This is a genomic window from Amycolatopsis pittospori (genome assembly GCF_013870525.1).
GTDB lineage: Bacteria > Actinomycetota > Actinomycetes > Mycobacteriales > Pseudonocardiaceae > Amycolatopsis > Amycolatopsis pittospori.
Genome location: NZ_JACBXD010000066.1, coordinates 29,454 through 44,735, shown reverse-complemented (window position 1 = coordinate 44,735; position 15,282 = coordinate 29,454). Strand labels below are relative to the sequence as shown.

The following is a 15,282-nucleotide window of genomic DNA, read 5'->3' as shown; positions in this document are numbered from 1 at the left end:
ACCCGGCGGAGCCTCGGCCGGACGGCAACCGGTGTGCGCGGGGTTGCCGCGTCCGACACCGTGGTTGGAGTCGCACTCGTAGCCGGAGTCGGCGTCCTGCCCACCCGGCAGCTGGCCCGGCGGGTTCTTGTTGTCCGCCTTGCCGACGCAGCCCGCACACGGTTTACCCGCCGCTTCTCCGCCGCCGTTCCCGTTGGCGGACGGCGATCCGTCCCGGGTGGAGTCGTACGGGCCGTGCTTGTTCGCGCCATGGCCGGAGAAGTCCGCCTTGGACGGAGGCTGGGGTTCGGTGGTGTCCTGGGCGTGCCCGGGCGGTGTCTTGCCATTGCCGCCTTCGCCCGCGTCGGCGGGCCCGGCCCCCAGGAAGAGCATCGCCAAGGCGGCGCCGGCGAGGACGCCGCAGGTCTTCTTGTGCATAGGGGCCTCCCAGGCCGCGCCATTACGACAAGTGGACTATCGCGTGAGCGGCCGTGAGGGTTACTCGAAGGCCAGAACAGCTCCGAAACCGACCAGCGCGGTTCCGGTGACGCCGTCGAGCGCGCGGCGGACCTTGCGTCGTTCCAGCCAGGTCCGCACGCGGTGCACGAAGAACAACAGCAGAAGCTGGGCCACCGTGCCCGCCGCCGCGATCGTGTAGGCCAGCAGGAGGGCGTCACCGGTGGTGGTGACGCCCGGGATCAGGAACTGCGGCAGCACCGACAGGTACAGCACCAGCACCTTGGGGTTGGTGACGTTCGAGAGGAAGCCCTCGCGCCAGCGACGGAATCCGCTTCGGGCGGCGGCGGTTTCGGCGAGCCGGCCGTAGTCCCCGCGGAAGGCGCCGATCAGCGCCCGGATCCCGAGGTAGCAGAGGTAGGCCGCGCCGGCCCATTTCACGGCCTCGAACACCGGACGCGAGTTCATGATGACCGCGCCGAGTCCCAGCGCGGCGGCGGTGGCCTGCGCGAGGTTCGCGACGGCGACGCCGAAACACGCCCAGCCGCCCCCGCGGACACCGCCGGACAGCGCGTTCTTCAGCACCACCATGTTGTCCGGACCCGGGACGAGCGCCAGCGCCAGCATCATCAGCGCGAAACCGCCGTAGACGCCCCAGGTCATGACTCGAACGCCAGAACAGCGCCGAAACCGACCAACGCGGTTCCGGTGACGCCGTCGAGCGCGCGGCGGACCTTGCGTCGTTCCAGCCAGGTCCGCACGCGGTGCACGAAGAACAACAGCGCCATCAACCACGCCGAACCCAGCACGGCGACGGTGTACGCGAGCGCCAGCGCGTCCCACGTCGACGTCGTCACGGGGTCGAGGAACTGCGGCAGCACCGACAGGTACAGCACCAGGACCTTCGGGTTGGTGATGTTGGAGAGGAAACCCTCACGGAAGCGGCGGAATCCGCTCGCCCGCTGGTGTTTCACCGCCTCGACGCCGGAGTAGTCGCCCCGCCACGCGCCGCGCAGCGCCTGGAAACCGAGGAAGACCAGGTAGGCGGCACCGATCCACTTGAGCGTCACGAACACCGGTTGCGACTGCGCGATGACGACGCCGAGACCGAGTGCGGCGGCCGTGCCCTGGATGGCGTTGCCCGCGAAGATCCCCGCCGTGGCCAGGAACCCGCCCCGGGTGCCGCCCGACAGCGAGTTCTTCAGCATCACCATCGTGTCCGGCCCGGGGGCGAGGACGATCAGGGTGACGATGACCAGATAGCTGCTGTACGAACTCCATGTCACAGTCGCCCACGCTAGACGCCGTGCCCGGCCGGCGTCTCGCGGATTTCGGTCACAGCGGCCGGGTCGCGAGTGGCGATTCGGGTTCCCTTGAGGGGTAGGTCAACGTGTCGTGTCACGGGCGAGATGGTGCTTGGGTGACGCGGTACCGCACTCGCGTGTTCGGACACGGATCTCGTGTGCTTGGAGGCGGATCTCGCGTGCTTGGCGCCGTACATCCGAGTGCGGCATCCAGGCACGTGAGTCCCGTGCCCGAGCACACGAGTCCTGTCTTCGCCCTCCCGCCCCATAAATCACACCCCGCAGCTGATCACCGCGTCAGGTCCGTTCGGCAGGCGAAGCCACCGACGAACGGACACTGCCACCGGCTCCCGTGACGGGTAGTGTGCCTTGGCATGCATGAGGGGCAGATCGACCTCCTTCCAGGCGAGCGGGTCATCTGGGCCGGACAGCCGGTGCGCAGGCCTCTCTTCAATCCCGGTGACTACTTCAACGTTCCCGTCGGCCTGCTCTGGCTGGCCGGCGTCACCCTGTTCTTCTTCTACAACCACGATTCGACGTTCTACAAGGCCGCGTGGGCGGTGCTCACCGTCGCGGGCGTGTTCCACCTCGTCGGCAGGCCGCTCATCCGCTACCTCCGGCTCGCCTCGACCACCTACGCGGTGACGGACGGCCGGGTCATCGCGACCAGTTTCCTGGTGCGCCGCCGGGAGGAGTCCGCGTCGCTGGCGGGGCTGGACGACCCCGTCGTCACCCCGGGGCCCGGCAAGACCGGGACGATCACGTTCGGCAGGCTCGGCGTGCTGGCGTGGGCGTCGGCGAACTACGGCTCCGCGGGCAAGGACCGCAAGACGCCGGTCGTCCTGGTGGGGGTCAGCGAGGTCGCCAAGGTACGCGAAAAGCTCGCGAAAGCCGTCGAAGAGGCACGGGCGCGGCAGACGGCGGAAGACTGAACCGGCCACAACACTTCCACAACATCTCCGGGTGGTGCCGGATGTGAATCTCTCCTGGTCAGCGCGGAAACGCGGGTTTGGCGGACAGGAGAAACGAATGCGCAAGATCATGGGCAGACTGGGTGTCCTGCTGGCCACCGGTGGCCTGGCCCTCACCGTCGCACCGGCGATGGCGGAAGCGGCGCCGCCCAACTTCAGGATCGGTATCCAGTTCGCCGACAACGGCGGCCGGGGCGGCTTCGGCGTCGAGCAGTTCACCGGGTTCGCGAACTTCGGCACCAGCGTGTCGCCGTGGGCGGGGGACAGCAACAACTTCGATCCGGACGGTGCCCGGATCAACCTCGATCCGGCGTTCGGCGGCGGTGTGCTGGGCCAGGTCGATTTCCGGATCGGCGGGCAGGCCAACGACCGCGGCGGCCGGGAGATCGGCCCCGTCACCTACACGCCCTGGGCGAGTCAGGGCGGCGGTTCCACCGACACCATCACCGACAGCAACTCGTTCGACCCCGACCAGTACCGGTTGTTCCTGGAAACGCGGCCGCTGCCGCCCGGGGTGCAGATCAGCGACCTGCGCCTGTCCATCCTGGCCGTCGACGGCGGCGAGCCCGACGGCGTGCCGACGTTCACCCGCTGGGCGAGCCAGGGCGGTGGCCGTAGCGGCTTCGCACTGGACGCCAACGCCTTCGACCCGGACGGATTCCGGATCGGCCTCGAAGTCGTCTGATACCGGTGCCCAGGCCTCGTGTCGCCCCCCGGAGGCCTGGGTACCTTCCAGGCACAAGATGACCCGACTGTGTTCGATTCAACTGCGCGACCGATGTTACTGGCCGGTACACTCAGGCGGTCGTCCAGTGCCGGAGGTGCACCGTGCCCTATCCCACGGATCGTGAACGGGACCGTCCCTGGGTGATGAGGACCTACGCCGGTCACTCGTCCGCGGCCGCGTCCAACGAGCTCTACCGGCGGAACCTCGCCAAGGGCCAGACGGGTCTCTCCGTCGCGTTCGACCTGCCCACCCAGACCGGCTACGACCCGGACCACCAGCTCTCCAAGGGCGAGGTCGGCAAGGTCGGCGTCCCGGTCTCGCATATCGGCGACATGCGGCGGCTCTTCGACGGCATCCCGCTCGCGGAGGCCAACACGTCGATGACGATCAACGCGCCCGCCATGTGGCTGCTGGCGCTCTATGTCTCCGTGGCGCGCGAGCAGGCCGAAGCCGAGGGCCGCGACGTGGACGAAGTGCTGGCCAAGCTCACCGGCACCACGCAGAACGACATCATCAAGGAATACCTCTCCCGCGGCACCTACATCTTCCCGCCGGGCCCGAGTCTCCGCCTGATCACCGACATGATCGCGTGGACCGTGCACCACGTGCCGAAGTGGAACCCGATCAACATCTGCAGCTATCACCTGCAGGAAGCCGGTGCGACGCCGACGCAAGAGGTCGCGTACGCGTTGTGCACCGCCATCGCCGTCCTCGACGCCGTCCGCGATTCCGGCCAGGTCGAGCAGGCCGACATGGCGAAGGTGGTCGCGCGGATCTCCTTCTTCGTGAACGCCGGCGTGCGTTTCGTCGAAGAGATGTCGAAGATGCGCGCGTTCACGGCGCTATGGGACGAGATCACCAAAGAGCGTTACGGCGTAACTGATGCGAAGGCGCGGCGGCTGCGCTACGGCGTCCAGGTGAACTCGCTGGGCCTGACGGAGGCCCAGCCGGAGAACAACGTCCAGCGCATCGTGCTGGAAATGCTCGCGGTCTCGCTTTCCCGCGGTGCCAGGGCTCGCGCGATCCAGTTGCCCGCCTGGAACGAGGCGCTCGGCCTGCCCCGCCCGTGGGATCAGCAGTGGGCGCTGCGGATGCAGCAGGTCCTGGCGTTCGAAACCGATCTGCTGGAGTACGAGGACATCTTCGACGGCTCGCACGTCATCCAGGCCAAGGTCGACGAGATCATGGCCGGCGCGCGTGAGGAGATCGCGCGGGTGCAGGACCTCGGCGGCGCTGTCGCCGCCGTCGAGAGCGGCTACATGAAGTCGCAACTCGTCGCGTCGCTCGCGGAGTTGCGGCGTGGCATGGAGAACGGCGAGCGGATCCTGGTCGGGGTCAACAAGTTCGAGACCACCGAGCCCTCGCCGCTGCAGGCCGAAGGTGCGAAGGCGATCGAGACGATCGACCCGGCCGTCGAGAAGCAGGCCGTCAGCGCGATCGAGGAATGGCGGGCGCACCGCGACAACGCGGCCGCCGAGTCGTCGCTGGAGAAGCTGAAGACCATCGCGAAGACGTCGGAAAACCTGTTCGAGGCCACGATCGACTGCGCCCGCGCGGGGGTCACCACGGGCGAATGGTCCGGGGCACTGCGCGAGGTATTCGGCGAATACCGGGCTCCCACCGGGGTTTCCGCCTCGGCCGCGGCGGGTGAAGGCAACGAAGAGCTCCGCCGGGTCCGCGACCGGGTCAAGTCGACGAGTACCGAAATCGGCGAGCGGCTGCGGATCCTGGTCGGCAAACCCGGTCTCGACGGGCATTCCAACGGCGCCGAGCAGGTGGCCGTACGGGCACGCGACGTCGGTTTCGAGGTGGTCTACCAGGGCATCCGGCTGACCCCGGAGCAGATCGTCGCGGCCGCGGTCCAGGAGGGCGTGCACGTGGTCGGGCTTTCGGTGCTTTCCGGCTCGCACCTCGAAGTCGTCCCGCAGGTCGTGGACGGCCTGCGCGCGGCGGGCGCGGGCGACATCCCGGTCATCGTCGGCGGCATCATCCCGCCCGACGACGAGAAGCTCCTCCTGGAGCGCGGGATCGCGAAGGTGTTCACGCCCAAGGACTACGAACTCACCGACATCATGGACGGAATTGTCGGATTGGTGCGCGAGCGCCACGGCCTGAGTACTTAAAGTCACCGTAAATCTCGGTACCGTAACGGCGACTGGTGGGAGAGCCACTCACATTGCCCGGGCAAAGGTGCCCACCTACGTTTCGATTGAACCGATTAATCGAAAAGGGGTGCGGCTATGGCGCACGGCGAGTGGTCCAGGCGGGAATTCTTCCGGCGGTCGGCCGTTCTGGGGGCGGTGACGATCGGTGGCCCGGTGCTGTTGTCCGCGTGCACTTCGACGTCCTCCGGGGACGCGTTGCAGGCGGCCAAGGACGCGAAGAAGATCAAGATCGGTATCGCGAACGAAGCGCCGTACGGCTTCACGGATCAGAGCGGCAAGGTCACCGGTGAAGCGCCCGAAGTGGCGCGCGCGGTCTTCAAGGCGATGGGCATCGACAACGTCGAGGCCGAAGCCGTCTCCTTCGACCAGCTGATTCCTGGGCTCAACGCGAGGAAGTACGACATCGTCGCGGCGGGCATGAACATCAAGAAGGAGCGCTGTGACGCCGCGGCGTTCTCCATCCCCGACTACTCGGCGCTGACGGCTTTGCTGGTACCCAAGGGAAATCCGCAGCAGGTCCGGAAATTCGAGGACATCGCGGCCAAGAAGGTCAAGGTCGCCGTGCTCTCGGCCGCCGTCGAAAAGGGCTACGCCACGGATTCCGGTGTCGCCGAGGACCAGATCGTCACCCTCGATTCGCAGGACAACATGCTCCGCGCGGTCACCGACGGCCGCGTCTACTGTGCCGCCCTCACGGACATCTCCTTGAAGGACGTGCTGGCGAAGAACGCCGGTGCGGCCGCCGAGGTCACGCCCGGTTTCGACCCGATCAAGAACGGCCAGCCGGTCGTTTCCGCCGGCGCGTTCGTCTTCCGCAAGGACGACAACCCGTTGCGCGAGGCGTTCAACGCCGAACTCAAGAAGCTGCACGACGGCGGCGAGTGGACCCGGATCGTGACGCCGTTCGGGTTCTCCGCGGACAACCTGCCCAAGGCCGAGGTCACCACCGAGAAACTCTGCGCGGTGTAACGGGGCGGACGTCATGTCGTCTTCGGTATCGCACATCGTCACGTCCATCCTCGACGGACTGACCGAGACCGTCATCGCGGCACTCGGCGGGATCGCGCTCACCGTGGTGCTTTCCCTGGTCGCGGGACTCGCGCTGAGGTCGCCACTTCGTCTGGTGCGGGGGATTTCCCGTGTCTACGTGGAGATCTTCCGCGGCACTTCGGAGGTCGTCCAGCTGTTCTGGCTGTACTTCGTGCTGCCGGTACTGGTCGGCTTCCAGCTGGTGCCGATGTTCGCCGGGATCCTGGTGCTGGGCCTCAATCACGGGGCCTACGGCGCGGAGATCGTCCGCGGCGCGGTGAACTCGGTCCCGCGAGCGCAGTTCGAGGGCGCCGTCGCCCTCAATCTGTCTCCCGCCCAGCGGATGCGGCGGGTGATCCTGCCGCAGGCGTTCGCGGAAATGCTGCCACCGTTCAACAACCTGTTCATCCAGCTGCTGAAGAGCACCGCCCTGCTCTCGTTCATCTCCGTCGCCGAGATGGCGCGGCAAGGTGAACTGCTGCGGCCGGTGTTCGGCGCCCAGATCGGTTGGATCTACGGCACCGAACTCGTGCTCTACCTCCTGATCGCCCTGCTGATCACCACCGGGATGCGGGCGCTGGAAAAGGTCATGGCGCGGCGCCTCGGCCGGGCTCCGGCCAAGATGACCGCCACCGCGGGGGGTGTGTGATGGATTGGAGCTGGGAAGCGGCGTTCGACGCGATTCCCTTGCTGCTGGAGGGTTTGCTCGTCACCGTCGAGATCACCCTGCTGGCCTCCGTGGTCGCCTACGCCCTCGGCCTCTTGTTCGCGCTGATCCGCCGCACGGGGATTCCCGTGCTGTCCCAAGCCGTCCGGCTGTTCATCGAGTTCGTCCGCAGCACTCCCTTGCTGATCCAGGTGTTCGCGATCTACTACCTGGTTCCGCCGCTGACGGGGTTCACGATGTCGGCGTTCGTCACCGGTGTCGTGGCGCTCGGCGTGCACTACGCGACGTATGCCGCCGAGGTTTACCGGGCCGGGATCGAAGCAGTCCCGAAAGGACAGTGGGAGGCCGCGACCGCGCTGAACCTGCCCCGGCAACGGGTGTGGACGGCCGTCGTTCTCCCGCAAGCGGTCCCGAGGGTGCTGCCCGCACTGGGCAACTACACGATCTCGATGTTCAAGGAAACCCCGTTGCTCCTGGGGATCGGCGTCCTCGACGTGCTCAACCGGGCGAAAGAGGTCGGCGCCGAAACGTTCCGCGTCATCGAGCCGTACACCCTGGCCGGGGTACTGTTCCTGCTGGTGAGCCTGCCGGCGTCGATTCTGGTGAGAAGGTTGGAGCGTCGTGCCGCCCACAGTTGATTCCCCGATGATCCGGTTCTCGCAGGTGGTCAAGTCCTATGGGGACCACGTCGTGCTGCGGGACCTCGATTTCACCGTCGCGCCGGGGGAATTCGTCTCGCTGATCGGGCCGAGCGGGTCCGGGAAGACGACGATCCTGCGGCTGCTGATGACCCTGGAACGGGTCGACGGCGGCACCATCGAGGTCTGCGGCGACTACCTGAGTCATAGGAAACAGGGCGAGAAACTGGTGCCCGCGGACGAGAAGTACCTGCGGGCCGTGCGCAAACGGATCGGCATGGTGTTCCAGCAGTTCAACCTGTTCCCGAACATGAACGTACTGCGCAACATCACCGAGGCGCCGATCCATTCACTCGGCGTTCCCCGCGACGAGGCCGAGGCGCGGGCCGTCGAATTGCTGGAAATGGTCGGCCTTTCGGAGAAGAAGGACGAGCATCCGACCCGGCTTTCCGGCGGCCAGCAGCAGCGCGTCGCGATCGCACGGGCGCTCGCGATGCGGCCGGACGTGCTGCTGCTGGACGAGGTCACCTCGGCACTCGACCCCGAACTGGTCGCCGACGTCCTGCGCGTCCTGCGCGAGATCGCGGCGTCCACCGACATCACGATCCTCTGTGTCACGCATGAGATGCAGTTCGCGCGGGACGTTTCGGATCGCGTGATGATGTTCGACCAAGGACAGGTGCTGGAGGACGCCGCGCCGGACAAGCTGTTCAACGATCCGGACCACGACCGGACGCGGCGGTTCCTCAAGGCCGTCATCGACCGGGCCTGAGCGGGAGCCGCGGGGCTCGTGAGTGCTTTGGGTCGTTAGAACGACCCAAAGCACTCACGAGTCCTAAAGCGCTCCGAGGATCTCCTTCGTCGAGGTGACCGTGGCGAAGCCGCCGCCGTGCAGGTTCGTCGCGGTCGCCCGGTAGAGCTCGTCGGCGGTGAGGACGCTCCCGTCCGGCCCGGCGAGGTCGAAGGTGAACGTGGCGTCGAGCGCGAAAGTGACGTCGTAGCCGAGGTTCCCGCCGACGCGCGCGGTGGTCTCGCAGCAGAAGTTCGTCTGGATCCCGGCGAGGACGAACGAGGTGATGCCGCGCGTCTTCAGCCAGCCGTCGAGGTCGATGTCGCCGTGGAAGGCCGAGTTGACCTTCTTGCCGAACACCAGATCCGCGCGCACGCCGTCGAGTTCGGGCTTGAAGTGGTTGCCCTCCTGGCCGGGCTGCAGCGACGAGCCGGGCCTCACGGAATCGTGGTGCACCAGCACGATCGGCAGTCCACGCTCCTGGTAGGCGTCGACGAGCGCCTTGATGTTGGCCTCCGCGCCGGGGTTGTTGCGCGGACCCCAGACGGGCTTGTCGAAGCCGCGCTGGACGTCGATCACGAGCAGGGCCTTGGTTTCAGTGGTCATGGCTCCGAGTCTCGTGCGTCCGGCCGGCGGGAAGGGAGTGGCAGAAGAGGCGCGATGCGATACTTTTCTGCCATGCGCATCGTGGGCGTCCTCCTCTTGCCGGGCAGCCGGTCCTTCGACCTGGGCGTGATCGGCGAGGTCTGGGGCGTGGACCGGACCGACAGCGGTATCGGGCCGTTCGAGGTCCGCCTGTGCTCGCCGGGCCGCACGCCGGTCGCCATCCACCCGTTCGGCCGGGTCGAGGCGACCCACGGATTGGCCGGGCTCGACGGCTGCGACCTCGTCCTCGTACCCGGCAGGGTCGATCCGCACGCCGAAGTGCCCGCCGCCGCGATCGCCTCGCTGCGTAAGGCGCATCGGGCCGGGATCACCGTGGCGTCGCTGTGCTCCGGCGCCTTCACCCTGGCCGCGGCCGGGTTGCTCGACGGCCGCTCGGTCACCACGCATTGGCGGCTGCTGGACGCGCTCGAAACCGCCGCCCGCGACGCCGTCGTCCAGCGGGACGTCCTGTTCACCGACGAGGGTGACGTGCTGACGTCCGCCGGCGTGGTCGGCGGCCTGGACCTGTGCCTGCACCTGGTGCGGCGCGATCACGGCGCCGAGGTCGCGGCCGCGCTCGCCCGCCGTCTCGTGATGCCGCCCGCGCGGGAAGGCGGGCAACGTCAGTATGTCGACAATCCCTTGCCGCCCAATCCTTCGAGGCCGAGCGTGTCGTCCACAATGGACTGGGCGCTGGAGCGGATCGCCGACGACATCGGCGTCGACGACCTCGTCGGCCACGCGGGGCTGAGCGAGCGGACCTTCCATCGCGAGTTCGCGGCCGCCACCGGGGTGACGCCGGGACGCTGGCTGCGCGCGCAGCGGGTGCGCCTCGCGCGCCGCCTGCTGGAGACGACGGAACTCCCGGTCGAACGGGTCGCGCAGCGATCGGGCCTCGGCACCGCCGCCAACCTGCGGCGACGGCTGCGCGCCGAGGTCGGCGTCGGACCCGATTCGTATCGCCGGACGTTCCGGTCGGTTACCGTCGAAGCATGGTCGAGTACGAGCACATCCTCGTGAAGCGTGACGGCGACACCGTCACGATCACCATGAACCGCGCCGCGCGGCGGAACTCGCTGTCGGCGGATCACCTGGCCGAGCTGCTCGCGGCGTTCCGCGAGGCAGGGGAGACCGACGCGACCGGCATCGTCCTGGCGGGCGCCGGGCCGGTGTTCTCGGCGGGACACGACTTCGGCGACGTCGCCGCGCGTGACCTGATGGGCGTGCGCGAGCTGCTGCGGCTGTGCACGGATCTGATGGGCACCATGCAGTCGGTGCCGCAGGTCGTCGTCGCGCGGGTGCACGGGCTCGCGACCGCGGCGGGCTGCCAGCTGGTGGCGTCCTGCGATCTCGCCGTCGCCGCCGAATCGGCCGGGTTCGCCCTGCCCGGCGGCAAGGCCGGCTGGTTCTGCCACACCCCCGCGGTCCCCGTGGCCAGGTCGATCGGGCGGAAGCGGCTGATGGAACTGGCGCTCACCGGCGACGTCATCGACGCGGCGACCGCGCTGGACTGGGGCATGGTGAACCGCGTCGTCCCCGACGACTCGCTGGACGACGCCGTCGCTTCGCTGCTGGAGCGCGCGACGCGAGGCAGCCGGGCGAGCAAGGCATTGGGGAAGCAGACCCTGTACGCGCAGCTGGACCGTCCCGAGGCCGACGCCTACGCGCTGGCGCTCGAAGTGATGGCGTCGGCGTCGCAGCTGGCCGGGGCGCGCGAGGGGAGGGCGTCCTTCCTGGAGAAGCGCTCCCCGGTCTGGCCCGACTGACCTCTCCCGGATGCTATGAACGGCTCGTTACTTGCAAAATTTGCAAGTAACGAGCCGTTCATAGCACGCGCGTGAGCGGATCAGCGGCGTTCACGGAGCAGCAGAAGCGTGTAGGCGGCCAGCGTCTGCGCGTCGGTGATGTCACCCGAAGCGATCATCTTCTCGAACTCGTCCCGCTCGAACCACGCCGTCCGCATGTCCTGCTCCTCGATCTCCCGCTGGGTTTCCCCCTGCGTGAGGTCCGTGGCGAGGAACACGCGCCCGCGCTGGCTCGACATGCCGGCGGCGACGTCGGTGAGGCCGAGGTCGGTCATCGAGCCGGCGATCAGCCCGGTCTCCTCGCGCAGTTCGCGCGCCGCGAGCTCGGGCGGCGGGACGTCGGCGAGGTCGGGGGCGGTGCCCATGGGGAACTCCCAGCGGCGCAGGCCCAGCGGATAGCGGAACTGCTCGACCAGGTGAAACCGAGCGCCGTCGAAGGGGATCACCACGGCGCAGGTGGGCTTGTCGATGACGGCGTAGATCCCCTCGGACCCATCGGGCCGCCGGACTGCGTCCTCGCGCACGGTCATCCAGCTGTTCCGGTACACCTCGCGCGAGCTGACACGCTGAATGGGGTCCATGCGACCAGTATCGCGATGCTTGTCCTACCCTCGCGGGGTGCGCCTAGTGATCGCTCGCTGCCAGGTCGACTACGCCGGCCGTCTGACCGCCCATCTGCCGATGGCCACGCGGCTGTTGCTCGTGAAGGCCGACGGGTCGGTGTCCGTGCACTCGGACGACCGTGCCTACAAGCCGCTGAACTGGATGAGCCCGCCGTGCTGGCTGATCGAGGACGGCAAGCTGTGGATCGTCGAGAACAAGCAGGGGGAGAAGCTCGTCATCACGATCGACGAGATCTTCCACGACCACGCCCAGGAACTCGGCGCGGAACCGGGCCTGCAGAAGGACGGCGTCGAGGCGCATCTGCAGGAACTGCTCGCCGAGCACATCAAGACCCTCGGTGACGGCTACACCCTGGTGCGCCGCGAGTTCCCGACCGCGATCGGGCCGGTCGACATCATGGCCCGCGACGCCGATGGTGCCAGTGTCGCCGTGGAGATCAAGCGGCGCGGCGAGATCGACGGCGTCGAACAGCTGACGCGATACCTCGAACTGCTGAACCGTGACCCGCTGCTGGCGCCGGTCCAGGGCGTCTTCGCGGCGCAGATCATCAAGCCGCAGGCTCGGGTGCTGGCCGAGGACCGGGGGATCCGGTGCCTCACCCTGGACTACGACGCCCTGCGAGGCATCGAGTCGGACGAGTTCCGCCTGTTCTGATCGCTCCCCTCCTCCCTCAGTTAGTCCTCTGGATGCGGTACATGCACACGCAAGTACCGCATCCAGAGGACTAACTGCGTGAGGGCGAGGGCTTACCAGCAGGTGTGCCCGCCGGGGTGGGTTTCCGAGTAGCGTTTGATCGCCGTGCAGCTGCCCAGGTAGGAGCTGTAGTCGTCGAGAGTGCCCAGCACACCGTCCGGGGACGGCTCGGCATATACGCCCGGCGCGAGCATCACCATCTTCTCGCTCTCGATGTACTGGGTGTACCGCTTGTCGACCTTCGACTTGGGGACGAACTTCGGGTACTCGCTCGTCGGCGTTGTCGAGATGGCCGTGCTGGCTGGGCTTGAGCTCGCTGGAGAAGTCGGCCTAGTCGATGTCGTTGCCGCGGAAGAAGACTTGCTCGTATTGGTCGAGGAAGCGCTCTGCTGCTCGGCGCAACTCGCCGAGAGGGCGGCGAGAACCACGACAAGGGAGACGATCACCGCACGGTTCATGCTGCGGAGTCGATCGATGGCGACGCTATGTTACGCGACCGTCGCAGTTAGTCCTCTGGATGCGGTACATGCACGCGCAAGTACCGCATCCAGAGGACTAACTGCGTGAGGTGCAGCGCTGAACAGCCGATATCCAATCGAGTCCTCGAATCGGTATCTGCATTCTTTCTCACGCCACTCCAATGCCCTAAAGGGCGGCGGGAAATTAACGAACTCGACTCGATCAGTAAAAGAACCAGCTATTTCTGTGCCATTCGGGTGAACGCGGGATTCGCTTGTCTTGCGTTGTGTCACACTCGATTTCCGCGAGGGGTGCCGTCGACATACGGCGGTTGCGGTGCAGGGGTGATGGTTCATGACGGATTCCGTGAAACGCGTCGATCTGGTGCTGGAAGGCGGCGGCGTCAAAGGTATCGGGCTCTTGGGCGCGGTGCTGGAGTTGCACGAGGCCGGTTACGTCTTCCCGCGGATCGCCGGGACGAGTGCGGGCGCGATCGTGGCCACGCTGGTCGCCGCTTATCAGAAGGCCGGGAAGGATCTCGGCGGTCTGGAAGCGGTCATGAACGACATGGACTGCCGCCGGTTCCAGGATCAGTCCCTGCTCGACAAGGTCACCGGCGCGATCGGTGACGGCGTCGATCTGATCCTGCACGACGGGATGCACACCGGCGATTATCTCGCCGAATGGCTGACGCCGTTGCTGGACGAGGTCGGCGTGCGCACTTTCGCGGATCTCGCCATCGAGGATCCCGAAAGTACTTTGCGTGCCCACCAACGGTATTCGCTCGTCGTCCACGTCAGTGACCTGACTCGTCGCGTGCTCGTCCGGTTGCCTTGGGATTATTCGCAGTACGGCCGTGATCCCGGCGAGGAGAAGATCGTCGACGCGGTCCGCGCGTCGATGTCGATCCCGTTCTACTTCCGGCCGGTGCAGTTCGACGTCCGCCCGGAGGGTGCCGTCACCTGGGTCGACGGCGGCCTGCTGTCGAACTTCCCGATCACCGTCTTCGACCGGACCGACGCGAAACCCGCGCGCTGGCCGACTTGGGGCGTGAAGCTTTCCGGGGAACCGGTGGGCGGCAGGGACAAACCGGTGAAGAGCGCGTTGCGGATCGCCATCGGTTCGCTCGAAACCCTGATGTCGGACTGGAATCGTTACCGGTTGCACGAGGAGGGTGTGAACCGGAGGACGGTGTACGTCGACACGACCGGGGTTTCCGCCGTCGACTTCGGGCTCGGGGCCGAGGAGAAGAAACACCTCTTCGAAAACGGGCGGGAGGCCGCTCGGCGGTTCCTGGAAAAGATCGTGCCGCAATGAGAACTCGCCGGCGGTATTCCGGTGGGATGAGGGATAGGAGGATCCCATGCGTTATCGCCCGATCGGCAGTGACCCGGCGGATGATCGCCTCGGCCGGTTCATCCCGGACGACTGGCGCCACATCGAGCGCTATCCGCTGACCGCGCTGGCCACCGAGGACCGGCCCACCCGGTCGCCGGTCGTCATCGGTGTCAACTGGTACAAGGAATTCGACGTCCCCGAGAAGGACGAGAAGTCCGGTGAATTCTTCGTCGCGAAGGGCGGCGCCAAATCGCTGACCCGGATCCGCGGTGGCCATTGCGTCTGCCTCGAACCCGGTGAATCGACCGACGGCGAAACCCAGTACGCGTTCTACGACCAGGGCCGTGAGGGTGCCTGCGTCGGATTCGGCTGGTCGCGTTGCATGACGCTGTTCAACGGCGATCTCTACGCCGCGCGCTGGCTGTGGGACCAGTCGAAGCTGCGCGACGAATGGGACGAGACCAATCCCGGCGACAACAACGGCACGTCCGTCCGCGCGGCGGCCGAGGTCCTGCTCGAACTGGGCCACGTAACCTGGTCGGAGGGTTACGCCGAAGACGATCACGTCAAGCGGGCCGCCTACACGCCCGACGTGAAGAACGGCATCCAGGCGTACCGCTGGGCGAAGACCGTCGACGAGGTCCACGAGGTGCTGGGCAATCCGCGTGCCGACGAACTCGGCGCCGTCCCGTTCCTCAACTCGTGGGGTCCGGGATACCCGCATCGCACGTATATGCCGGATGACGTCCTCGCCCGGCTGATCAAGGAGGACGGCGAAGTAGGCCTGCCCACGGACCGGTAAACCCCCGCCGGTCACGGGAAGGGCCGGCCTCGGCGGAGACGTCGGGACCGGCCCTTTTCCGTGCCTCCGAGAAGCCGTCGCAGGACAAGAATTGTCAAGAACAGCCCCAAAACAGACACGTACGGGCTGACCCCGCCCACCCACGCTGCCGTTCCTGAATCCATGCAGTATGGTCCGCGATTGACGCGAT

17 protein-coding genes and 1 pseudogene are annotated in these 15,282 nt (G+C 67.2%); 12 read left to right on the top strand and 6 right to left on the bottom strand.

Annotation, left to right across the window (positions count from 1 at the left end; genetic code table 11):
• From H5J31_RS29245 to H5J31_RS29235, 3 genes and pseudogenes are all read right to left on the bottom strand, one after another.
• A pseudogene (locus tag H5J31_RS29245) lies at nucleotides 1-417 on the bottom strand (hypothetical protein); the annotation flags it as partial.
• A 60-nt stretch (nucleotides 418-477) separates the two neighbouring features.
• Complete coding sequence (locus H5J31_RS29240; RefSeq protein ID WP_181775876.1) at nucleotides 478-1,098, bottom strand: LysE family translocator; 621 nt, start codon at nucleotides 1,096-1,098, stop codon at nucleotides 478-480.
• Nucleotides 1,095-1,721, bottom strand: a complete 627-nt coding sequence (locus tag H5J31_RS29235) for a LysE family translocator (protein WP_181775875.1) — start codon at nucleotides 1,719-1,721, stop codon at nucleotides 1,095-1,097. The genes H5J31_RS29240 and H5J31_RS29235 overlap by 4 nt, the downstream gene beginning before the upstream one ends.
• A 392-nt stretch (nucleotides 1,722-2,113) precedes the next feature.
• Here H5J31_RS29235 and H5J31_RS29230 point away from each other — a divergent pair, with 392 nt between their 5' ends.
• The 7 genes from H5J31_RS29230 (at nucleotide 2,114) to ehuA (ending at nucleotide 8,708) form a co-directional block, all read left to right on the top strand.
• Complete coding sequence (locus H5J31_RS29230; RefSeq protein ID WP_181775874.1) at nucleotides 2,114-2,671, top strand: hypothetical protein; 558 nt, start codon at nucleotides 2,114-2,116, stop codon at nucleotides 2,669-2,671.
• A gap of 97 nt (nucleotides 2,672-2,768) precedes the next feature.
• Nucleotides 2,769-3,395: a hypothetical protein gene (locus H5J31_RS29225; protein WP_181775873.1), complete on the top strand. Its 627-nt coding sequence runs from the start codon at nucleotides 2,769-2,771 to the stop codon at nucleotides 3,393-3,395.
• 143 nt (nucleotides 3,396-3,538) lie between these two features.
• The gene (locus H5J31_RS29220) at nucleotides 3,539-5,560 is read left to right on the top strand and encodes a protein meaA (RefSeq protein ID WP_181775872.1); all 2,022 of its coding nucleotides are present in this window, start codon (nucleotides 3,539-3,541) and stop codon (nucleotides 5,558-5,560) included.
• A gap of 117 nt (nucleotides 5,561-5,677) precedes the next feature.
• Nucleotides 5,678-6,571: an ectoine/hydroxyectoine ABC transporter substrate-binding protein EhuB gene (gene ehuB / locus H5J31_RS29215; protein WP_181775871.1), complete on the top strand. Its 894-nt coding sequence runs from the start codon at nucleotides 5,678-5,680 to the stop codon at nucleotides 6,569-6,571.
• Nucleotides 6,572-6,584: 13 nt separating this feature from the next.
• Nucleotides 6,585-7,280: an ectoine/hydroxyectoine ABC transporter permease subunit EhuC gene (ehuC, locus tag H5J31_RS29210; RefSeq protein ID WP_181775870.1), complete on the top strand. Its 696-nt coding sequence runs from the start codon at nucleotides 6,585-6,587 to the stop codon at nucleotides 7,278-7,280.
• Nucleotides 7,280-7,936 (top strand): ectoine/hydroxyectoine ABC transporter permease subunit EhuD, encoded by a 657-nt coding sequence (gene ehuD, locus H5J31_RS29205; protein WP_181775869.1) that lies wholly within the window; start codon nucleotides 7,280-7,282, stop codon nucleotides 7,934-7,936. Before ehuC ends, ehuD begins: the two co-directional genes overlap by 1 nt.
• 7 nt (nucleotides 7,937-7,943) lie before the next feature.
• Nucleotides 7,944-8,708, top strand: a complete 765-nt coding sequence (gene ehuA, locus H5J31_RS29200; RefSeq protein WP_181775881.1) for an ectoine/hydroxyectoine ABC transporter ATP-binding protein EhuA — start codon at nucleotides 7,944-7,946, stop codon at nucleotides 8,706-8,708.
• Between the two features lie 63 nt (nucleotides 8,709-8,771).
• Here ehuA and H5J31_RS29195 read toward each other — a convergent pair whose 3' ends face one another.
• Entirely contained in the window at nucleotides 8,772-9,332 is a 561-nt protein-coding gene (locus H5J31_RS29195; RefSeq protein ID WP_181775868.1) for a cysteine hydrolase family protein, read from the bottom strand.
• Between the two features lie 72 nt (nucleotides 9,333-9,404).
• On the opposite strand from H5J31_RS29195, the gene H5J31_RS29190 reads away from it, so the two are divergent.
• Both H5J31_RS29190 and H5J31_RS29185 read left to right on the top strand, forming a co-directional pair.
• Nucleotides 9,405-10,391, top strand: a complete 987-nt coding sequence (locus tag H5J31_RS29190; protein ID WP_181775867.1) for a GlxA family transcriptional regulator — start codon at nucleotides 9,405-9,407, stop codon at nucleotides 10,389-10,391.
• Nucleotides 10,364-11,137, top strand: a complete 774-nt coding sequence (locus H5J31_RS29185) for an enoyl-CoA hydratase-related protein (RefSeq protein WP_181775866.1) — start codon at nucleotides 10,364-10,366, stop codon at nucleotides 11,135-11,137. The genes H5J31_RS29190 and H5J31_RS29185 overlap by 28 nt, the downstream gene beginning before the upstream one ends.
• A gap of 80 nt (nucleotides 11,138-11,217) precedes the next feature.
• Here H5J31_RS29185 and H5J31_RS29180 read toward each other — a convergent pair whose 3' ends face one another.
• On the bottom strand, nucleotides 11,218-11,757 hold the full coding sequence (locus H5J31_RS29180; protein ID WP_181775865.1) for an NUDIX domain-containing protein: 540 nt from the start codon (nucleotides 11,755-11,757) through the stop codon (nucleotides 11,218-11,220).
• Nucleotides 11,758-11,794: 37 nt separating this feature from the next.
• Between H5J31_RS29180 and nucS the strand changes: the two genes are divergently transcribed.
• The gene (gene nucS / locus H5J31_RS29175; protein ID WP_034308895.1) at nucleotides 11,795-12,454 is read left to right on the top strand and encodes an endonuclease NucS; all 660 of its coding nucleotides are present in this window, start codon (nucleotides 11,795-11,797) and stop codon (nucleotides 12,452-12,454) included.
• A 92-nt stretch (nucleotides 12,455-12,546) separates the two neighbouring features.
• Here the strand turns inward: nucS and H5J31_RS29170 are convergent, their stop codons facing one another.
• Entirely contained in the window at nucleotides 12,547-12,951 is a 405-nt protein-coding gene (locus H5J31_RS29170; protein ID WP_181775864.1) for a hypothetical protein, read from the bottom strand.
• A 355-nt stretch (nucleotides 12,952-13,306) separates the two neighbouring features.
• On the opposite strand from H5J31_RS29170, the gene H5J31_RS29165 reads away from it, so the two are divergent.
• Together H5J31_RS29165 and H5J31_RS29160 are read left to right on the top strand one after the other, a co-directional pair.
• Entirely contained in the window at nucleotides 13,307-14,269 is a 963-nt protein-coding gene (locus tag H5J31_RS29165) for a patatin-like phospholipase family protein (protein ID WP_181775863.1), read from the top strand.
• A 46-nt stretch (nucleotides 14,270-14,315) separates the two neighbouring features.
• Nucleotides 14,316-15,092, top strand: a complete 777-nt coding sequence (locus tag H5J31_RS29160; RefSeq protein WP_181775862.1) for a hypothetical protein — start codon at nucleotides 14,316-14,318, stop codon at nucleotides 15,090-15,092.
• The last annotated feature ends 190 nt before the right edge of the window (nucleotides 15,093-15,282 follow it).

Bases quoted from the DNA above. Each gene is read 5' to 3' on its own strand.
- H5J31_RS29240 (WP_181775876.1), bottom strand. From the start codon at position 1,098: ATGACCTGGGGCGTCTACGGCGGTTTCGCGCTGATGATGCTGGCGCTG.
- H5J31_RS29230 (WP_181775874.1), top strand. From the start codon at position 2,114: ATGCATGAGGGGCAGATCGACCTCCTTCCAGGCGAGCGGGTCATCTGG.
- H5J31_RS29225 (WP_181775873.1), top strand. From the start codon at position 2,769: ATGCGCAAGATCATGGGCAGACTGGGTGTCCTGCTGGCCACCGGTGGC.
- ehuB (WP_181775871.1), top strand. From the start codon at position 5,678: ATGGCGCACGGCGAGTGGTCCAGGCGGGAATTCTTCCGGCGGTCGGCC.
- ehuC (WP_181775870.1), top strand. From the start codon at position 6,585: ATGTCGTCTTCGGTATCGCACATCGTCACGTCCATCCTCGACGGACTG.
- ehuD (WP_181775869.1), top strand. From the start codon at position 7,280: ATGGATTGGAGCTGGGAAGCGGCGTTCGACGCGATTCCCTTGCTGCTG.
- ehuA (WP_181775881.1), top strand. From the start codon at position 7,944: ATGATCCGGTTCTCGCAGGTGGTCAAGTCCTATGGGGACCACGTCGTG.
- H5J31_RS29195 (WP_181775868.1), bottom strand. From the start codon at position 9,332: ATGACCACTGAAACCAAGGCCCTGCTCGTGATCGACGTCCAGCGCGGC.
- H5J31_RS29190 (WP_181775867.1), top strand. From the start codon at position 9,405: ATGCGCATCGTGGGCGTCCTCCTCTTGCCGGGCAGCCGGTCCTTCGAC.
- H5J31_RS29185 (WP_181775866.1), top strand. From the start codon at position 10,364: ATGGTCGAGTACGAGCACATCCTCGTGAAGCGTGACGGCGACACCGTC.
- H5J31_RS29180 (WP_181775865.1), bottom strand. From the start codon at position 11,757: ATGGACCCCATTCAGCGTGTCAGCTCGCGCGAGGTGTACCGGAACAGC.
- H5J31_RS29170 (WP_181775864.1), bottom strand. From the start codon at position 12,951: ATGAACCGTGCGGTGATCGTCTCCCTTGTCGTGGTTCTCGCCGCCCTC.
- H5J31_RS29165 (WP_181775863.1), top strand. From the start codon at position 13,307: ATGACGGATTCCGTGAAACGCGTCGATCTGGTGCTGGAAGGCGGCGGC.
- H5J31_RS29160 (WP_181775862.1), top strand. From the start codon at position 14,316: ATGCGTTATCGCCCGATCGGCAGTGACCCGGCGGATGATCGCCTCGGC.